Annotated in this window: 14 protein-coding genes; 7 read left to right on the top strand and 7 right to left on the bottom strand. The window is 64.6% G+C overall.

Annotated elements, in window-relative coordinates:
* The first annotated feature begins 65 nt into the window (after positions 1–65).
* Complete coding sequence (locus tag ACOOHP_RS03950) at positions 66–473, top strand: DUF2845 domain-containing protein (protein WP_420465156.1); 408 nt, start codon at positions 66–68, stop codon at positions 471–473.
* Between the two features lie 9 nt (positions 474–482).
* Here ACOOHP_RS03950 and ACOOHP_RS03945 read toward each other — a convergent pair whose 3' ends face one another.
* Positions 483–1,358, bottom strand: a complete 876-nt coding sequence (locus ACOOHP_RS03945) for a DMT family transporter (protein WP_420465155.1) — start codon at positions 1,356–1,358, stop codon at positions 483–485.
* Between the two features lie 296 nt (positions 1,359–1,654).
* Here ACOOHP_RS03945 and ACOOHP_RS03940 point away from each other — a divergent pair, with 296 nt between their 5' ends.
* From ACOOHP_RS03940 to ACOOHP_RS03930, 3 genes are all read left to right on the top strand, one after another.
* Positions 1,655–3,577, top strand: coding sequence for a PrkA family serine protein kinase (locus tag ACOOHP_RS03940; RefSeq protein WP_420465154.1), 1,923 nt, complete (start codon positions 1,655–1,657; stop codon positions 3,575–3,577).
* A gap of 104 nt (positions 3,578–3,681) precedes the next feature.
* Complete coding sequence (locus tag ACOOHP_RS03935; protein WP_420465153.1) at positions 3,682–4,935, top strand: YeaH/YhbH family protein; 1,254 nt, start codon at positions 3,682–3,684, stop codon at positions 4,933–4,935.
* 121 nt (positions 4,936–5,056) lie between these two features.
* Positions 5,057–6,568 carry a SpoVR family protein gene (locus ACOOHP_RS03930; protein WP_420465152.1) on the top strand — a complete coding sequence of 504 codons (1,512 nt, stop codon included), beginning with the start codon at positions 5,057–5,059 and terminating at the stop codon, positions 6,566–6,568.
* A 16-nt stretch (positions 6,569–6,584) separates the two neighbouring features.
* On the opposite strand, the gene ACOOHP_RS03925 is transcribed toward ACOOHP_RS03930, so the two are convergent.
* Positions 6,585–7,538 carry a MerR family transcriptional regulator gene (locus ACOOHP_RS03925; RefSeq protein ID WP_420465151.1) on the bottom strand — a complete coding sequence of 318 codons (954 nt, stop codon included), beginning with the start codon at positions 7,536–7,538 and terminating at the stop codon, positions 6,585–6,587.
* Between the two features lie 213 nt (positions 7,539–7,751).
* Here ACOOHP_RS03925 and mgtE point away from each other — a divergent pair, with 213 nt between their 5' ends.
* Positions 7,752–9,101 (top strand): magnesium transporter, encoded by a 1,350-nt coding sequence (gene mgtE, locus ACOOHP_RS03920; RefSeq protein WP_420465150.1) that lies wholly within the window; start codon positions 7,752–7,754, stop codon positions 9,099–9,101.
* 55 nt (positions 9,102–9,156) lie between these two features.
* The gene (locus ACOOHP_RS03915; RefSeq protein ID WP_420465149.1) at positions 9,157–10,221 is read left to right on the top strand and encodes a phosphotransferase; all 1,065 of its coding nucleotides are present in this window, start codon (positions 9,157–9,159) and stop codon (positions 10,219–10,221) included.
* Positions 10,222–10,227: 6 nt separating this feature from the next.
* Here ACOOHP_RS03915 and ACOOHP_RS03910 read toward each other — a convergent pair whose 3' ends face one another.
* The 5 genes from ACOOHP_RS03910 to ACOOHP_RS03890 all read right to left on the bottom strand — a co-directional run bounded on the left by ACOOHP_RS03910 (position 10,228) and on the right by ACOOHP_RS03890 (position 16,372).
* A complete protein-coding gene (locus ACOOHP_RS03910; RefSeq protein WP_420465148.1) occupies positions 10,228–10,740 on the bottom strand; it encodes a DUF3617 domain-containing protein in 513 nt (170 codons plus the stop codon).
* A 228-nt stretch (positions 10,741–10,968) separates the two neighbouring features.
* Positions 10,969–12,330 carry a metalloprotease PmbA gene (gene pmbA / locus ACOOHP_RS03905; protein WP_420465147.1) on the bottom strand — a complete coding sequence of 454 codons (1,362 nt, stop codon included), beginning with the start codon at positions 12,328–12,330 and terminating at the stop codon, positions 10,969–10,971.
* Positions 12,331–12,483: 153 nt separating this feature from the next.
* Positions 12,484–14,181 (bottom strand): DUF4394 domain-containing protein, encoded by a 1,698-nt coding sequence (locus ACOOHP_RS03900; RefSeq protein WP_420465146.1) that lies wholly within the window; start codon positions 14,179–14,181, stop codon positions 12,484–12,486.
* A 226-nt stretch (positions 14,182–14,407) separates the two neighbouring features.
* Positions 14,408–15,781 carry a UDP-N-acetylmuramate:L-alanyl-gamma-D-glutamyl-meso-diaminopimelate ligase gene (gene mpl, locus ACOOHP_RS03895; protein WP_420465145.1) on the bottom strand — a complete coding sequence of 458 codons (1,374 nt, stop codon included), beginning with the start codon at positions 15,779–15,781 and terminating at the stop codon, positions 14,408–14,410.
* A 12-nt stretch (positions 15,782–15,793) separates the two neighbouring features.
* Complete coding sequence (locus ACOOHP_RS03890; protein WP_420465144.1) at positions 15,794–16,372, bottom strand: hypothetical protein; 579 nt, start codon at positions 16,370–16,372, stop codon at positions 15,794–15,796.
* Positions 16,373–16,464: 92 nt separating this feature from the next.
* On the opposite strand from ACOOHP_RS03890, the gene rnd reads away from it, so the two are divergent.
* Complete coding sequence (gene rnd / locus ACOOHP_RS03885) at positions 16,465–17,556, top strand: ribonuclease D (protein WP_420465143.1); 1,092 nt, start codon at positions 16,465–16,467, stop codon at positions 17,554–17,556.
* Positions 17,557–17,603 lie beyond the last annotated feature (47 nt).

Genomic DNA, 17,603 nt, shown 5'->3' with positions numbered 1-17,603 from the left:
TCCGGTTCCGGTGCGTCCATGTTCCTGCGTCCGCCATTTCTGATCCGGCCGCGCACGGCCCCGGCGTGCTGGCCGATATCGAACAGTGGACCTACAACTTCGGCCCCAACAAGCTGCTGCACGTTCTGCGGCTGCGCAACGGGCGGCTGGTTCGCATCGACCGTGAAGGCTATGGCTTTCACCGATCGGTGACGCCGCGCTGCTCGCCCGGCCTTTTGGTCGACGGCCTGCCCAAATATCGTTTGCTGCAGGCCTGCGGCGAGCCTCTGACCCGCCGCGACATCGGCTTCGTGCCCGCAGCCTCTCATCATCACCCGGACAGGATCAGCAGGTCCCGATCGCACTTCCCGGTCGAAGTGTTCCGCCAGGAATGGGTCTACAACTTCGGCCCGCGGCACCCGCTGAAGGTCGTGACCCTGGGGGACGGAACGGTCGTCGACGTGCAGAACGCAGACCGCGGGTTCAACCCCTGAAGCCTGCGCCTACTCCTCCATCTGCGGTTCGCGGCGGCGCCAGCCGGCCAGGATGCAGCTGGCGATCACCACCAGCATGCCCAGCAGCGCCCAGCGATCCAGAGATTCGCCCCACAACACCCAGGCCAGCAGTGCGGAAAACATTACCGCCGAGTAACCGAACGGCCCCACTCTGGCGGCAGGCGCACAGCCGTAAGCCCGGGTAAGCTGGAGCTGTCCGAGCGTGGCGAACGCTCCGGTGCCGACCAGCAAAACCAGCGTCCGCGCATCGGGGGTTTGCCAGGCCCAGTAAAGCGGCGGCAGGGAAATCAACGTACCCACGGCAGCCAGGTAAAACACGATGCGCTCGGGCGGCTCGGTGTCGGAGATGCGGCGGATACTGACCATCGCAAATCCGGCCAGCACGCCGGCAGCCAGCCCGACGATCACGGCCATTCCTCCGAACGCGCCCGAGCCCGGCTTGACGATCAGCGCAATGCCGGCGAGACCCAGCAGCACGCTGGGGAAGACGATCGGATCGGGCCGCTCACGCAACCACAGCCAGGCGATGAAAGGCACCCAAAGAGGCGTGGAATAGGTCAGCAGCACCGCGGCAGCCAGCGGCAGATGGCCGATGGCATAAAAGAAGCAGTACATCGCCGCCATACCAAAGCCGGTGCGCAACAGGTGACCACCCGGCTTGTCGGTCCGGACGGTGTTGCGCAGGCCACTTCGCCACATCAGGGGCAGCAGCAGCAGCAGACTGACCGCGTTGCGGAAGAACACCACGACCTCGGTGGAGGTCTGCGCCGACACCGCCTTGATGCAGGCTCCCATCAGCGCGAACGCGGCCGACGCCCACAGCGCGTGGACGGCGGCGCGCGCCAGATCGTTGCGCTGGATCATGCGGAGGGTCGAGAGGTCACACGCTGGAATGCGCCATGCTACTCGCGATACGCCCGGACGAGCGGTGGAACCCGGACGGCGGTGGCTGCGAACCGGCGGCGCGAGTCGTGGTCCATGCCTCGGTGCTCTACCGGCTTGTCCGAGGTTTCACCGATGACGAAAAATATGGCAGTTGGATTTTCGCTCCACGGCGCCCGAATTCCGACAAACGGCTCGGGCATCGGCACACAATGTGCAAAGCTGAAATCGCCGAAGCGTTCGGCCTTTGCAGTCGCGAATCCCGGGAGGCGCGCAGGATGAACATCTTTGACTCGTACCGAGAGCAGTATCTCAAAGCTCGCAACGAGGAGATGTCGCTCCTCGAGTATCTGGAGCTGTGCAAGCAGGATCCAATGGCTTACGCCTCGCCGGCGGAGCGCATGCTCGCAGCCATCGGCGAACCCGAAATAGTCGACACGCGCAACGAGCCGCGCCTGTCGCGCATCTTCTCCAACCGCATCATCCGCCGCTATCCGGCGTTCAAGGAGTTTTTCGGCCTTGAAGATGTCATCGGCCAGGTCGTGTCCTTCTTCAAGCACGCTGCCCAAGGTCTGGAAGAGCGCAAGCAGGTGCTGTATCTGCTGGGTCCGGTGGGCGGCGGCAAATCGTCGATCGCCGAGCGGCTCAAGGTGCTGATGGAGGCCCACCCCATCTACGCCTTGCAGGGATCGCCCATCAACGAATCGCCGCTGGGCCTGTTCAACCCGGACCGCGATGGGCCCATGCTGGAAAAGGAATACGGCATTCCGCGGCGTTATCTGACGGGAATTGCCTCTCCCTGGGCGGTCAAGCGCCTGGCCGAGTTCGATGGCGACCTCACGCAGTTCAAGGTGGTGCGCGTTCAGCCCTCGGTGCTCAAGCAGGTCGCAATCACCAAAACCGAGCCCGGCGACGAGAACAACCAGGACATCTCCTCGCTGGTCGGCAAGGTCGACATCCGCAAGCTGGAGCAGTACTCGCAGGACGATCCGGACGCCTACAGCTACTCCGGCGGCCTGTGCCTTGCCAACCAGGGCCTGCTTGAATTCGTCGAGATGTTCAAGGCGCCGATCAAGATGCTGCATCCGCTGCTGACCGCAACCCAAGAAGGCAACTTCAAGGGCACCGAGGGCTTCAGCGCCATTCCCTTCAACGGCGTCATCCTCGCCCACTCCAACGAGAGCGAGTGGACCAGCTTTCGCAACAACAAGCACAACGAGGCCTTCCTCGACCGCGTCTACATCGTGAAGGTGCCGTACTGCCTGCAGGTCTCCGAGGAAGTGCACATCTACCAGAAGCTGATGCGCAATTCATCCCTGAATGCCGCGCCCTGTGCACCGGGCACCTTGGAGATGATGGCGCAGTTTTCGGTGCTGACCCGGCTCAAGGAACCCGAAAACAGCAGCATCTTCTCCAAGATGCGCATCTACGACGGCGAGAATCTCAAGGACACCGACCCGTCGGCGAAGTCTTTCCAGGAATACCGCGACTACGCCGGCGTCGATGAGGGCATGACCGGCACCTCGACGCGCTTCGCGTACAAGGTGCTGTCCAGCGTCTTCAATTACGACCAGACCGAGGTCGCGGCCAACCCGGTGCACCTGATGTACGTGCTGGAGCAGCGCATCCTGCGCGAGCAGCTACCGCAGGATCAGCAACGCCGCTACCTGGAATTCATCAAGGGCTGGCTCGCGCCGCGCTACGCCGAGTTCATCGGCAAGGAGATCCAGACCGCGTATCTCGAAAGCTATTCCGAGTACGGCCAGAATATCTTCGATCGCTACGTGACGTTCGCCGACTACTGGATCCAGAACGAGGACTATCGCGATCCGGAAACCGGCGAGCAGTTCGATCGCGGCTCGCTCAACTCCGAGTTGGAGAAGATCGAAAAGCCCGCCGGCATTGCCAACCCCAAGGACTTCCGCAACGAGATCGTGAACTTCGTTCTGCGCGCCCGCGCCCAGCACGGCGGCAAGAACCCGCGCTGGACCAGCTACGAGAAGCTGCGCGAGGTGATCGAGAAGAAGATGTTCTCGTCTACCGAGGAACTGCTGCCGGTGATCTCGTTCAACGCCAAGGCGTCCAACGAGGACAAGAAGAAGCACGAGAACTTCGTCGGCCGCATGGTCGCCAAGGGCTATACGGAGAAGCAGGTTCGGCTGCTTTCCGAGTGGTATCTGCGGGTCAGGAAGTCGGCGTGAGAAGCCGGGAATCGTTGATGCGGAACACGCCAAACAAACGATCCTCTCTCGATTCGATTGGCTTGCGATTCCCGATTCCCGATTCCCGATTCCCGGCGTAGCCCATGTCCATCGTCATCGACCGCCGCCTCAACGACCGCAACAAGAGCGCGGTCAACCGCGCACGCTTCATCCGGCGCTACAAGGAGCAGATTCAGCGGGCGGTCGGCGATCTGGCCGCCAAACGCGGCATCACCGACATGGAGCAGGGGGGCGACGTCAGCATTCCGTCGCGCGACATTCGCGAGCCTACCATCCATCACGGACCGGGCGGCGACCAGGAGTACGTGCACCCGGGCAATCACTCGTTCAATGCGGGCGATCGCTTGCCCAGACCGCAAGGCCAGGGCAGCGGTGGCGGTGGGTCGGGTGAGGGCGACGGCAGCGGCAGCGAGGACAACTTCATCTTCACGCTGTCGCGCGAAGAGTTCATGAACCTGTTCTTCGACGACCTGGAACTGCCGCATCTGGTGCGCAATTTCCTCGGCGAGGTACGCGACTTCAAGATGCAGCGCGCCGGCTATACGCCCAGCGGCGTGCCGGCCAACCTCTCAGTGCCGCGCTCCTTGCGCAATGCCACTGCACGTCGTATCGCGCTGTCTGCCCCGCTCAGGCGGCAGATCGCCGAACTCGAGGCGCAGGAAGAGCGCGAGGACGATCTGGTCCGTCGGGCAGAGATCGAAGAGCAGATCGCCCTGCTCCGGGGGCGCATTGATCGGGTGCCGTTTCTGGACGACATCGATCTGCGCTTTCGGCACCGCGTCAAGGTACCCCAGCCGATCTCCAGGGCCGTGATGTTCTGCCTGATGGATGTGTCGGCGTCGATGACCGAAGACAAGAAGGACCTGGCCAAGCGCTTCTTCACGCTGCTGTACCTGTTCCTGTCCCGCAAATACGAGAAGGTCGAGGTGGTGTTCATCCGGCATACCGACAACGCCGAGGAAGTCGACGAACAGCGCTTCTTTCACGACACCCAAAGCGGCGGCACCGTGGTGCAGTCGGCGCTCAGGCTGATGCACGAGATCGCGGTGGAACGTTACCCTTCCCAGGCTTGGAACATCTACGGCGCGCAGGTTTCGGACGGCGACGCGTTTGGTGCCGATCCGGAGAAGAGTCGCGCCTGGCTGGCCGAGCAGCTGCTTCCGTTGTGCCGGTATTACGCCTATATCGAGGTGCCGGACGACGAAGACCATACCAGTCCGCTGTCGTACGCCTACGCCCGTATCGAATCCCCGCGCTTTGCCATGAAAAGCGTGACTTCGCGGGCCGGTGTTTATCCGGTGCTGCGCGATCTGTTCAAACGCGAGGCCGCGGTATGAGCGGGCCCGTCGTCTTTTTCGCGTGGCGAGGAATCCAGCGCGCAAGTCAGCGCGCGGTCCCTGCTCCGCATCCCGGGCCAGGCACAGCGGGAATGGCCCGACTCTCAAGGAAATACCGTCCATGAGCGCAGATGGCAGTAGCGGATATCTTTCCACCGGCGCGGAATGGAACTTCGATCTGATCGAGCGCTACGACCGCGCGATCGCCGACATCGCCAGGAACGAATTCCGGCTCGACACCTACCCCAACCAGATCGAGATCATCGGCTCCGAGCAGATGCTCGATGCCTACGCCTCGCTGGGCCTGCCCATCGGCTATCCGCACTGGAGCTACGGCAAGGAGTTCATCCGCAACGAGGATCTGTATCGCAAAGGCGCGCGCGGACTGGCCTATGAGATCGTCATCAATTCCAATCCCTGTATCGCGTATCTCATGGAAGAGAACACCATGGCGATGCAGGCCTTGGTGATCGCGCATGCCTGCTACGGCCACAACAGCTTCTTCAAGAACAATTACCTGTTCAAGCAGTGGACCAACGCCGACGCCATCATCGACTACATGGTGTTTGCGCGTAAGTACGTGCTGTCCTGCGAAGAGCGATACGGCCTGTCGGCGGTGGAAGAAACCCTCGATTCCTGCCACGCGCTGATGAGCCACGGAATCGATCGCTACCACCAGCCGCAACCGTTGTCTGCCGAAGAAGAGCAGAACCGCGTGCGCGAACGCGAGGAGTACAACTGGAAGCGCTTCGACGACATCTGGCGCACCGTCCCGCAGAAGCGGCGCGGCGAGCGCAAGCATTCGGATTCCCAGTTCCCCGCGGAGCCTCAGGAGAATCTGCTGTACTTCGTGGAAAAACATTCGCCCAAGCTGGAGCCCTGGCAGCGCGAACTGGTACGCATCACGCGCAAGATGGCCCAGTATTTCTACCCGCAGGGTCAGACCAAGGTCATGAACGAAGGCTGGGCCACCTTCTGGCACTACACCTTGCTAAATCGGTTGTTCGACAAGGGACTGGTCGACTCCGGCTTCATGCTGGAGACGCTGCAGTCGCATACCAACGTGGTGACCCAGCGCGGCTACGACCAACGCGGATACGGCGGCATCAACCCCTATGCGCTGGGCTTCGCGATGATGAGCGACATCCGTCGCATCTGCGAAAGCCCCACCGCCGAAGATCGCGAATGGTTTCCGGACATCGCCGGTGGCGACTGGCGATCGGTGCTGGATTTCGCCATGCGCAACTACAAAGACGAATCTTTCATCGCGCAGTACCTGTCGCCGCGCCTGATCCGCGAGTTCCATTTGTTCGCGATTGCCGATCACGAACGCGACGACAAGCTCACTGTAGACAGCATCCACAACGAGCAGGGTTACCGCCGCTTGCGCCGTCTGTTCGCGGGCCAGTACAACCGCGACTGGCTGGTGCCCGACATCCAGGTCACCCGCTACGACCGTCGTGGCGACCGCTCGCTGACGCTTCAGCACCGGCGTCATCGCAATCGCCCGCTCGCAGCGGAAGCAGAGGAAGTCCTCAAACACCTGTCGCGGCTGTGGGGATTTGCAGTGCGCCTGGAAACCGTCGGCGAGGCCGACCAGATGGTCGGCGTGCGCGAGTTTCGCTCGGCCTGAAGATCCCGCGCCGCTTTCAGGCCAGACGCGCGCGTAGTGCGTCCAGTTCGGCGCTGAATTCGCGCAGATCGAGCGGACGGCGGGCGCCGATGGCGGACAGGGTCGGCGCATAGCCTTCAGAGGCGCTGCCACCCACGAAGATCGGCAAAGTCTGCGGCAACAGTTTGCGCAGTTTGGTCAGCTGACCTTCGATGCGGGGGTCGTCGGACGGGTAGCACAGGCTCAGAGCTACCGCGCGTGCATTGCGGACTTCCGCGGCATGCTGCACTTCTTCCGCCGGCAGGCTGGAGCCGGCGTACACCACCTCCCACCCCGCGCGCATCGCGGTGATGGCGACCATCAGTGCGCCCAGCTCGTGATGCTGCCCGAACGGCGTGGTCACCACGATGCAGGGCCCGGACGGCGCCACGCTGCTGCTGGTCATCAGATCGCCCAGAAAGGTGCGCAGATGGGCCGACGCAAAATGCTCGTGTACCACGCGCAGGCGACCGTCGCGCCAGCGCACACCGATCTCGTGCATCAACGGATCGACGAAATCCTCGAACAGCGCCGGCACCGTCAGCGTGCGCGTGGCTTGCAGCAGAGATTGCAGAAACGCCTGCGAGTCCATGCCCGCCGCGGCAGCGATTGCCACCTCCACCAGCCGGAGGCGGGTAAACGGAATTCGCGGTGTCGCCTCCAGCCCGGGCAGGGTGTCGCGACCGACCAGCGCGTGCAGCTCTTCCATCGGCAGGTTGGCGACCTCGCTGATCCGATGCCCCAGTTGCACGGCCTGGCGCAGCAGCACCAGCCGCTGAACCTCCCAGTCGGAATACAACCGTCGCGCAGTTGTGGAACGGTCGGGCGTGATGGCCCGATAACGGCGCTCCCAGGCCCGGATCACATGTGCAGTCAGGCCCGAGCGGCGGGCAGCGACATTGATCGGACAACGCGGACTTTCGATCAGCTTGGCCGCAGCAGACTTGGACATGACAGGCTCCGAAAATGGAACAGGCAATTGATCACGTCCCAATCTTAGACATGTCTAACTTGAACGGACTATTTGTCTAATTTTTTGGCGGAATCTCCGCGAAACTGGCCCTAACAATTCGACGCTCGTGCCATCTACTTAGACAGATTCGGGACTGGACGCTGTCAATGCCGCCCGCTACCTTGGTCGACCCCCTTTGTCCCCGAGCCCGTCATGGCTGAGTCTGGAGCCGAACAGCGCGTCAAACGCCTGCGCGCTGCCTTGGAAAGCGGCCGCTGGGCCCCGGTGCAACGCATGCTGGCTGCGCTGAACCCAGCGGAGTCGGCCTCACTGCTGGCGTCGCTCCCCTCGCGCGAGCGCGCCCTGATCTGGGAAATGGTGGACCCGGCCGACGACGGCGAGGTCCTGCTGCACCTGCCCGAGGACGTTCGCGCCGAACTGATCGAGCAGATGGACACCGCCGAACTGGTCGCCGCAGCCGGGGACATGGAGATCGACGATCTCGCCGACTTCCTCGACTCCTTGCCGGAAACCGTCACCGCGCAGGTGATGCGCGCGCTGTCGGACACCGACCGCGCACGCCTGGAAGCGGTGATGGTGCACGACCCGGACACCGCTGGCGGGTTGATGAACACCGACACCGTGACGGTGCGCCCGGACGTGAGCCTGGAAGTGGTGATGCGCTATCTGCGCAAGCGCGGCGAATTGCCGCTGCACACCGACGCGCTGTTCGTGGTGGACCGCTACGGCGTGTATCTGGGCACCTTGTCGCTGGAGCGGATCCTCACTTCGGATCCTGAACAGCTCGTACAGAAGGTGATGGATCACGAGCTGGAGGCTCTGCCTGTGAGCATGCCGGCACACGAGGTCGCGCAGCGCTTCCAGAGCTCGGACCTGGTATCCGCACCGGTGGTCGACGATCAGCGCCATCGCCTGATTGGCCGCATCACCGTTGACGACGTGGTCGATGTGATCCGTGCCGAAGCCGAGCGCAACCTGTTGTCCATGGCGGGCCTGGACGATCAGGAAGACCTGTTCGCGCCGGTGCCGCGCGCCGCGCGCCGCCGCGCGATCTGGCTCGGACTCAACTTGTGTACGGCGTTTCTTGCCGCCCGGGTGGTGGGCCTGTTCGAAGCGACCCTGGAACAGATCATCGCGCTGGCGGTGCTGATGCCCATCGTCGCCAGCATGGGCGGCATCGCCGCCAACCAGATCGTGGCCCTGATGGTGCGCGGCCTGGCGCTTGGGCAGGTCGGCGCCGGCAACACCGGCGCCCTGCTGCGCAAGGAGTTGCTGGTGGCCTTGTTCAACGGCCTGCTGTGGGGGGCTGCGGTCGCCGGCGTCGTCTGGTGGTGGTTCCAGTGGCCGCTGTTGTCACTGGTGATCGGCCTGGCCTTGCTGCTCAATCTTTTGCTGGCCGCCTCCGCCGGCCTGCTGGTGCCGCTGCTGCTGCGTCGCATGGGCCTGGATCCGGCGCTTGCGGGATCCATGGTGGTGACCACCATCACCGACGTCATGGGATTCTTCCTGTTCCTCGGCCTGGGCACCCTGATCCTGCTGTGATTGGCCTCGCCCCCGCGCCTCGTCGCATCATTCGCACTAGAACAAAGGAGCGAGCATGAACAAGCAGGAGCAGTTTTCCGGCACCGCCGAAGTGCGCGATCAGCACCGCTTTGACGAAGCCCGCCTGTTGGAGTGGATGAACGCCAACGTGGCCGGCTTCAAGGGCCCGCTACGCGTCGAACAGTTCAAGGGCGGGCAGTCCAATCCGACTTACAAACTGCTGTCGCCGGGCAGCAACTACGTGATGCGACGCAAACCGCCGGGCAACTTGCTGGCCTCCGCGCACGCGGTCGATCGGGAGTATCGGGTCATCAGCGCGCTGCACGGCGCCGGCTTCCCCGTAGCAAAGACCTTTGGCCTGTGCACGGACGAATCCGTCATCGGCACCTGGTTCTACGTCATGGATTGCGTGGACGGACGGGTGATCTGGGACACGCGCTTTCCCGACGTGCCGCGCGAGCAGCGGCCTGCCTATTTCGACGCCATGAACCGCACCCTGGCGCAGTTGCACACGCTGGACTACGCGGCGCTGGGTCTGCAGGACTACGGAAAAACCGGCAATTACTTCGAACGCCAGATCGGGCGCTGGTCCAAGCAGTATCTGGCCGACGAAGCCGCCGGACGCATCGGCGCCATGGACCGGTTGGTGGAGTGGCTGCCCGCCCACATCCCGCCGGGCGACGACACCGCCATCGTTCACGGCGACTATCGCTGTGACAACATGATCTTCCATCCCACCGAGCCGCGCGTGCTGGCGGTCCTGGATTGGGAGCTTTCCACCCTGGGCCACCCGCTGGCCGACTTCACCTACCACCTGATGATGTACCGCATGCCGCCCGGCATCACGGCGGGACTGGTGGGCGCCGACCTGACGGCATTGAACATTCCCAGCGAGCCCGAGTACGTCGCCGCCTATTGCGACCGCACCGGCCGCGCGGGGCTGGGCGAGCTCGACTTCTATCTGGCTTTCAACATGTTCCGGCTGGCGGCGATCCTGCACGGCATTCGCGGTCGCGTGGTGCGCGGCACCGCCGCCAGCGAACACGCCAGGCAGATGGCCTCGTTCACCGAACCGCTGGCCGACCTGGCGTGGAAACAGGTTCAGGCCGCGCGACGCTGAAGCCGGTCAGCTGCCCATCGGCGGCACGTCGCCGCACTCTGCCGCCAGCCAGCGACCGGCGAAATCCGTGCGCACTTCCACAGGAAGGTTGTTCTCGGCCACGCCGCTGAAGTCGGTCGTTCCGGAGTAGGTCTCGGGGCTGGTGAGCTGCATTCTCAGGGTGCCCTCGCCGCGCAGCTGACCATTACACGCGATCCGGCCGTTGAACTCGTCGCCGGTCCGTCGGGTGTCCCGCGTGGTGCAGCCGCTTTCAGGGTCGCTGAACTCGGGAATCGCGTCTTGCGTGACCTGCTCCGGCAACAGGCACATGCGGTGCACGATAGGCTCGGCGAACGGCAGCTTGAACCCTGCGCCGCGCATCTGCTCCAGCATCTCCGGCGGAATCTGCGGCATCGAATCGCCCATATCGACCCTGATCGTGGTTTCCCACAGGCCGGGCTTCTGACGGGTTTCGGCGCCGGCAACGCTGGCGCTCATCGCGCCGGCCAGCAACAGCGACATCTGCAGTTGACGAATCATGAGGCCTGGGCTCGTAAACAATGCCGTGCTGGCATCGACGACCGGCAGGATGCCACGCCCTACCGTACGCTGCCTGAAGCGCTCTGAACCTGTCCAAAAATCGACTGCGGTCGGCATTTCGCGTCCGTACGGTGCTCGAAATGCTCACGTACTTCTATGTACGTTCCGCTTTCTGCGCTCCGCCGAACGCGAACTCACCGATGCTCGCTACGGTCTTTGGACAGGTTCTCAGGGCCCGGCCTCGCCGTCGCCCGCGACGGTCATGCGATCGATCAGGACCGATCCGCAACGCACGCCGGATCGTACATCCACGTCGCTGCCCAGGGCCACGATGTTGCGATACATCTCCAGCAGATTGCCGGCGATGGTGATGCCCTCGACCGGTGCGCCGATCTGCCCGTTGTCCACCCAGAAGCCGGCGGCGCCACGCGAATAATCGCCGGTGACCCCGTTGGCACCCTGCCCCATCAATTCGGTCACCAGCAGACCGCGCCCCATCTCGCGCATCAGTCCGGACTGATCGAGAGCACCGGGCTCCACCACGAGATTGAACACCCCGCCGGCATTGCCGGTGCTTTCCAGGCCCAGTTTGCGTGCCGAGTAACTGCCCAACAACCAGCCACGCAACACCCCATGGTCGACCAGCAGACGTTCGGCGGTCGCCACGCCTTCCTGATCGTAGGCAGCACTGGCGGCCGCCTGCAGCAGATGGGGCTGTTGACGCAGCACGACCTGCGGACTGAACACCGGCTGATCCAGCTTGTCGAGCAAGAAACTGGCGCGGCGGTACAGCGCCCCGCCGGATATCGCGCCGATGAAGTGCCCGAACAACCCGCGCGCCACCTCGGGTGAAAACAGCACCGGCACATTGCGCGTCGACAGGGTTTTGGCGCCCAGACGGGCGACTGCGCGTTCGCCCGCCCGTCGGCCGATCGCCTCCGGGCTGTCGAAACGGGCCGGATTGCGACCGCCGTCCCACCAGTAATCGCGCTGCATCTGGCCGTTGGCTGCAGCCACCACCGCACAACTCATGCTGTGCTGGGTGCCGCTGCGCGCACCGACAAATCCATGCGAGTTGGCGTACACCGAAATACCGCGCTGAGTGGAAACGCCGGCCCCCTCGCTGTGCTCGATGCGCGCGTCCACTCCCTTGGCTGCCGCCTCGCAGGTGCGAGCCTGCTCGATGGCCTGCTCCGGTGTCAGCATCCAGGGATGATCCAGCGAAAGATCGGGAAATTCCGTGGCCATGCGATCGCGATCGGCCAGGCCGGAGCAGGGGTCTTCTTCAGTCACGCGCGCGATCGTCACCGCAGCCTCGACGGCCGCGCGCAACCCTTGCTCGCTAAGATCGCCGGTGGACGCGTTGCCGCGTCGATGTCCGAAGTAGACGGTGACTCCGAGACTGCGATCGCGCTGAAATTCCAGGCTCTCGACCTCGCTTTCGCGCACGCTCACCGAGTACCCGCGCGAGTACGACAGACTCGCTTCTGACTGGCTAGCGCCGTGGTCGCGCGCCATCTGCAGCACGCGCGAAACCTGTTCGCGCAGTTGGTCGGAGGTCGGCAGCGGAGATTCGGCGAGATCGGTCATCGTTTGGTCAGCGGAGCGGCTGCGGCAGGGGCCACAGATTACCGCGATCGTCGGTCGGGGCTTCGACGGAAGCCCGATGTTTGCGGCCCTTTCCAAAAAAACGGCCCCGGAATCCGGGGCCGTCGTTTCAGCTCTTTTCGACTCGGCGCGTCATCACTCTTCGACGCGCGCGCTCACGGCGTTGACGGGGCCAGCCGATCCGATCGGACCGACGGCCGTCGCGGTACCGGTTCCCAGGTTGACGCGGTAGAGCGTCGACTGCGCCTGACCCGCACTACGCAGCGCAGCCAGCACCGACACATCATCGGCACCGGAAATATCGAGGCTCTGCTCGCTGTCCGCCGCCAGGGTCACGCCGAGCGGGCCGACCGGCGCCAGAGCGCCGTCGTTGGGCACGGCCACCCGATACAAGGCGCTGTCGCGGGCGTCCAGCGCGAACTGGAAAGTCCCCATCGACGGCGCCGCACGATAGGCGGTCGCCACGATCTGCGGCGCAGGCGATGCCAGGCGCGTGGTGCCGTCGACGAAGGCGAAGCCGGCGGCGCGCGCAACCGGCACGCCGTCGGCACCCGCGATCATGCGATCAGCCTGCAGATTGACACGCAGGTTCTGGCCGGTGTCGCTGACGATGCGCAGCAAATCGGCGCGCGGGTTGAAGTCCACGCCGAAGTTGGTGCCAGCCAGGGCTTGCGGAGCGGGCGCGGGCGGGAAGCTCAGGGTGGCGAACGCGGTGGCATTGAGCTGGTTGGCAACGGTCTCGTCATCCTCCAGCGAATAGATCACGCCGGAACGACCTACCGTGTAGCCGGTATCCAGGTCCGGCTGCAGGGAAGTCGAGCGTAAGTCCAAACCGATCAGGGTCTCCCCTGCCGGCAGGCCGACGACATCAAACTCGTCGCCCGCCACCAGGACTCCCGTCGCCACCGTGTAGGTATAAGACTCCACGGTGTAGTTGGTGCCGTCTTCAAGCAAGGCGAACACCTCTCGCGTGGCCGACATGTCGTCGTCCGGACTTTCCACGATCAGGCCGCGGTAGCTGTCTCCGGGGAGTGCGGAGCGCAGGGTCGCGGCGCCGCTGGTGGCGTCGAGGGTGTACAGGCCCACCGCGCCGCCCACCGACAGCAGCGCGTAATGCTCGTTGTCGGTGCCGACCTGGGCGATGTCATACCCGTTGGCTGCAAAGGCGTCCACGCCCAGGTCGCCACGCGCCACCAGAATGCCGTTGTTGGGCGGACTCTGTAGGTAGAGGGTGTCGGTGTCGGTGTCGATCGCGAACAGCTCGGTGGACCCTCCCATGGCGGGAGGATTGGGGTTGGTATAAGCCGCCGCCGTCACGCCCTGCAGATAGCCCATGCGGCCATCCACGAACGTGTTCACCGGCTCGGCCGGCGCGGGCGCAACCAGTGCAGCCGTCGGCACGCGCAGATTCAGACCGTCGTTGTCGATGATGCGCAGGGCGTTGGCGGCTGGATTGAAGTCCACGCCGAACAGATCACCTTCGGGCGTGGTGCCCTCACCCGTGATGGGTTGAATTTCCGTCGCTAGCGCGGTGTCCGGATCCACGATCAGCGAGCGACCGCTGCTGGTGACGGCGTGCAGGTTACCGTCGGCGGGACGGAAATCCAGGCCCACCACCGTCTCGCCCGTCCCCACCATGATGTTGCCGACCGACTCTACGTTGTCGGGCGCGTCTGCATTGAACTTGACCAGCTCGGCACCGTCGCGCACGCCATAGACCACCGTGCCGGTACCGACCGGATCGGGACCGGGTTCGCCGCCGTTGTTGTTGCTGCTTCCCCCGCATGCACCCAGCAGGAGCGCCCCGGCAACCATCGCCGAGCCTCGCGTCATGGACCTGATTGCCGTCGATGCCGACGGAGGAGACTGCATTGTTCGCGTCATGTTGTTCCTCTCCATTGATGGATGAAGCAAGGGTTTCCGGCGGGCGCTCGGATTGAGTCCGCCGAATCGGCCAGCAGGTTGCGGAGACCGGTGACGAGCAATAGCCGCTTCGCTCGTTGCAGGGCACTCGCTTTGCAGCTCGTCACGCCAGCATGACGGTGCCCAGCCAGGCCCGTTATTCCGGTGACTTGAACCCGGCAGGCAGCGCAAGCAATACGCGCAGGAGGTTGCCGTGGATGCCGCCAAAGTCCCCATTGCTCATGATCAGCACGCGATCGCCGGGCCGCGAGGCCGCAACGATCTTGCCGATCAGCTCGTCCAGGCCCTGCGCCACGGTCAGACGATCACCGAGCGAACCCAGCGCCTGCTGCACGTCCCAGTCCAGATCGGGCCGCACGAACACAAAGGCGTGATCGGCCTGGTTGAGCGCGTCGGCCAGCTCGGCCGCGTGGGAGCCCAGGCGCATGGTATTGGAGCGCGGCTCCAGCACCGCCAGGATGCGCCCGCCCGGCTGCCGTCGCAGGGCGTCGACGGTCACCGCGATAGCCGTCGGATGATGCGCGAAGTCGTCGTACACCGTCACCCCGCCCGCCTCGCCAATTTTCTCAAGACGCCGACGCACGCTGCGAAAGCCTCGCAGCGCCTGCACCGCAGCCGGCACCGGCACACCGACGTGCGCGGCCGCGGCGATTGCGGCCAAAGCATTGGAACGGTTGTGCAGGCCGGCCAGCGGCGTCGCCACAAAACCTAGCGATTGCCCCTTCGCGCGCAACTCGAAGCCCTCGGCAGCGTCGCTTGCAGACCAGCCGGCGGCATCATCGAAGCGCTCCACCTCGCTCCACACCCCCTGCTCGAGCACGCGCGCGAGGTTGGCATCGCGCCCATTCACAATCAGCCGGCCGCTGGAGGGCACAGTGCGGATCAGGTGATGGAACTGGCGCTCTATGGACGCCAGGTCGGGAAAAATATCGGCGTGGTCGTATTCCAGATTGTTGAGCACGCAGGTGCGCGGGCGGTAGTGGACAAACTTGGAGCGCTTGTCGAAGAAGGCGGTGTCGTACTCGTCGGCTTCGATGACGAAGTGCCTGCCCTTTCCCAGCCTGGCCGACACCCCGAAATCCAGCGGCACGCCGCCGATCAGGAAACCGGGTTCCAGCCCCGCCCGGTCCAGCATCCAAGCCAGCAGGCTGCTGGTGGTGGTCTTGCCATGCGTGCCGGCCACAGCCAGTACATGCCGCCCCTGCAGCACGTTTTCGGCTAGCCATTGCGGCCCGGAAACGTACGGCAATCCACGATCCAGCGCCTGCTCCATGGCGGGGAATCGCGTCCCGCGCGCGACCACGTTGCCGACCACCACCACGTCCGGCACGGGCTCCAGGTGCGCGGCCGCGTAACCCTGCATGACCTCGATGCCCAGCGCCTGCAACTGCGTGGACATCGGCGGCCAGGCGTTGGCGTCGGAGCCGGTCACCCGGTGGCCCGCCTCGCGCGCCAGCGCCGCGATTCCGGCCATGAAGGTGCCGCAGATACCCAGGATATGCAGATGCATCGGAACGGTCGCTCAGCCCGGCGTTGCGCCGACCAGCATCCCCGCCAGGGTGGCGAAGAACAGCACGAACATCAGCACGCCGAATGCCACCAGCAAGGCCAATAGCAGGCCGCCGCCGATCCCCATCCCGGCGGCGTGGCGCAAAATGTGCGCGTTGACCACGAAGTTCCAGATGTTGAGTGCGTTCATGGTCAGCGCCGCCCATCCCGGAATATCGAGCGACGCGGTTTCCAGCGCCTCGGGATTCTGCGCCAGCTTCTCGAGCTCGGGGGCGATCTGCGAAAACGGCAGCACCAGGCCGAGGGTCAGCAAAGTGCTGACCGCCAGCATCGCGTGATACGTCTGGGTAAAGCGTGCCTCGAGTTTGCGCGCACGCAGAATCAGGTGCGCCGCCATCGCGGTTCCCATCACCACCGCGATCGACATGGCCGCCGCCACCACCGGATTCACCGCCATCACCAGCACCGCGTAGTTGGCCAGCGCCGCCGCCGGCACCAGCACGCGCGTCAGGTTGATGTCGAACGGAAAGTCCTGCGGCCCGATGCGGAACAGCAGCAGGTTGACGGTGGCGTTGAGTACGGACTGGAACATGCGCGTGGCGGGCGTAGGGAAAGATCGACGGGCAGCGTGAAACGGTATTGTAGGCGCACAGACTGCCCCCGCCGCCGAGATTCGCTGCTGCCGTGAACACGCCGTATATCGATACCCAGAACGCTCTGGATCCCTGGCTGCAGCGTTGGAGCCGGGCGCCGTTCCTGGCCCTGGATACCGAGTTCGTCCGCGAGCAGACCTACTACGCCCAGCTCTGCCTGGTGCAAATCGGGGACGGCGAACACAGTGTCTGCATCGATCCACTCGCCGGATTGGATCTGCAGCCCCTGTGGGCATGCATCCACGACGCCCAGCACCCTCGCGTCTTCCACGCCGCCGGGCAGGATCTGGAGATCCTGGTGCAGTTGACGGGGCGCGCACCTTCCAGCCTGTTCGACACCCAGATCGCGGCGGGTCTGCTCGGCATGGGCGATCAGATTGGCTATGCCGCGCTGATCGAAAAGCAGCTCGGCATCCGCCTGGACAAGAGCCTGTCCCGCACCAACTGGGCGCGACGACCCCTCAACGAGCGCGAAACGACTTACGCCACCGACGACGTCCGCCATCTGGCGGTGATCTACCCCGATCTGCGCGACGCCCTGCAGCGCCGCGGGCGCCTGCACTGGCTGCAGGAAGACTGCGCAACCATGGCCGATCCCAAGCGCTATCGGGTCGATCCCGAGCGCGAGTGGCGCCGACTCAAAGGCCTGGTACGACTGCCGCGAAAGGCGCAGCACGTGGCCGCGCGTCTGGCCGCCTGGCGCGACGTGGTGGGCGAACAGCGCAATCGTCCGCGTCGCTGGATTCTCCCCGACGAAGCGCTCTACGCCCTGGCCGAACGTCAGCCGCAGACCCTGGCACAGCTCGGCACCCTGCAGGCCCTGCCGCCCAAGACCATCGAACGGCACGGGCGCGCGCTGATCGAGATGATCGAGGAGGCCGGCCGATGCGATGCTCCGCCGCTGATCGAAGAAGTGCGTTTAAGCGACATCGAGAAGCAGCGCATCAGGCGCGTGCAGGATGCACTGCGCGTCACCGCCGAACGCCTGGAAATCTCCGTCAGCCTGCTGGCACCGCGCGCCGACATCGAAGCACTGGCCTTGCTCGGCGCCGACGCCGACATCCCGCTGCTGCGCGGCTGGCGACGCGAGGCCGTCGGCGCTGCCCTGCTGGAGATGCTGTAGTTGTAGCCCGGGTGCAACCCAGGGCTTCCGGTCCAGTTGATCATCCC

It is taken from the genome of Panacagrimonas sp. (genome assembly GCF_965216805.1).
Lineage (GTDB): Bacteria > Pseudomonadota > Gammaproteobacteria > Nevskiales > Nevskiaceae > Panacagrimonas.
Note: the sequence above shows the minus strand (reverse complement) of the source record. Positions and strands in the feature narration are given on the sequence as shown.

Bases quoted from the DNA above. Each gene is read 5' to 3' on its own strand.
- ACOOHP_RS03945 (WP_420465155.1), bottom strand. From the start codon at position 1,358: ATGATCCAGCGCAACGATCTGGCGCGCGCCGCCGTCCACGCGCTGTGG.
- ACOOHP_RS03940 (WP_420465154.1), top strand. From the start codon at position 1,655: ATGAACATCTTTGACTCGTACCGAGAGCAGTATCTCAAAGCTCGCAAC.
- ACOOHP_RS03935 (WP_420465153.1), top strand. From the start codon at position 3,682: ATGTCCATCGTCATCGACCGCCGCCTCAACGACCGCAACAAGAGCGCG.
- ACOOHP_RS03930 (WP_420465152.1), top strand. From the start codon at position 5,057: ATGAGCGCAGATGGCAGTAGCGGATATCTTTCCACCGGCGCGGAATGG.
- ACOOHP_RS03925 (WP_420465151.1), bottom strand. From the start codon at position 7,538: ATGTCCAAGTCTGCTGCGGCCAAGCTGATCGAAAGTCCGCGTTGTCCG.
- mgtE (WP_420465150.1), top strand. From the start codon at position 7,752: ATGGCTGAGTCTGGAGCCGAACAGCGCGTCAAACGCCTGCGCGCTGCC.
- ACOOHP_RS03915 (WP_420465149.1), top strand. From the start codon at position 9,157: ATGAACAAGCAGGAGCAGTTTTCCGGCACCGCCGAAGTGCGCGATCAG.
- ACOOHP_RS03910 (WP_420465148.1), bottom strand. From the start codon at position 10,740: ATGATTCGTCAACTGCAGATGTCGCTGTTGCTGGCCGGCGCGATGAGC.
- pmbA (WP_420465147.1), bottom strand. From the start codon at position 12,330: ATGACCGATCTCGCCGAATCTCCGCTGCCGACCTCCGACCAACTGCGC.
- ACOOHP_RS03900 (WP_420465146.1), bottom strand. From the start codon at position 14,181: ATGACGCGAGGCTCGGCGATGGTTGCCGGGGCGCTCCTGCTGGGTGCA.
- mpl (WP_420465145.1), bottom strand. From the start codon at position 15,781: ATGCATCTGCATATCCTGGGTATCTGCGGCACCTTCATGGCCGGAATC.
- ACOOHP_RS03890 (WP_420465144.1), bottom strand. From the start codon at position 16,372: ATGTTCCAGTCCGTACTCAACGCCACCGTCAACCTGCTGCTGTTCCGC.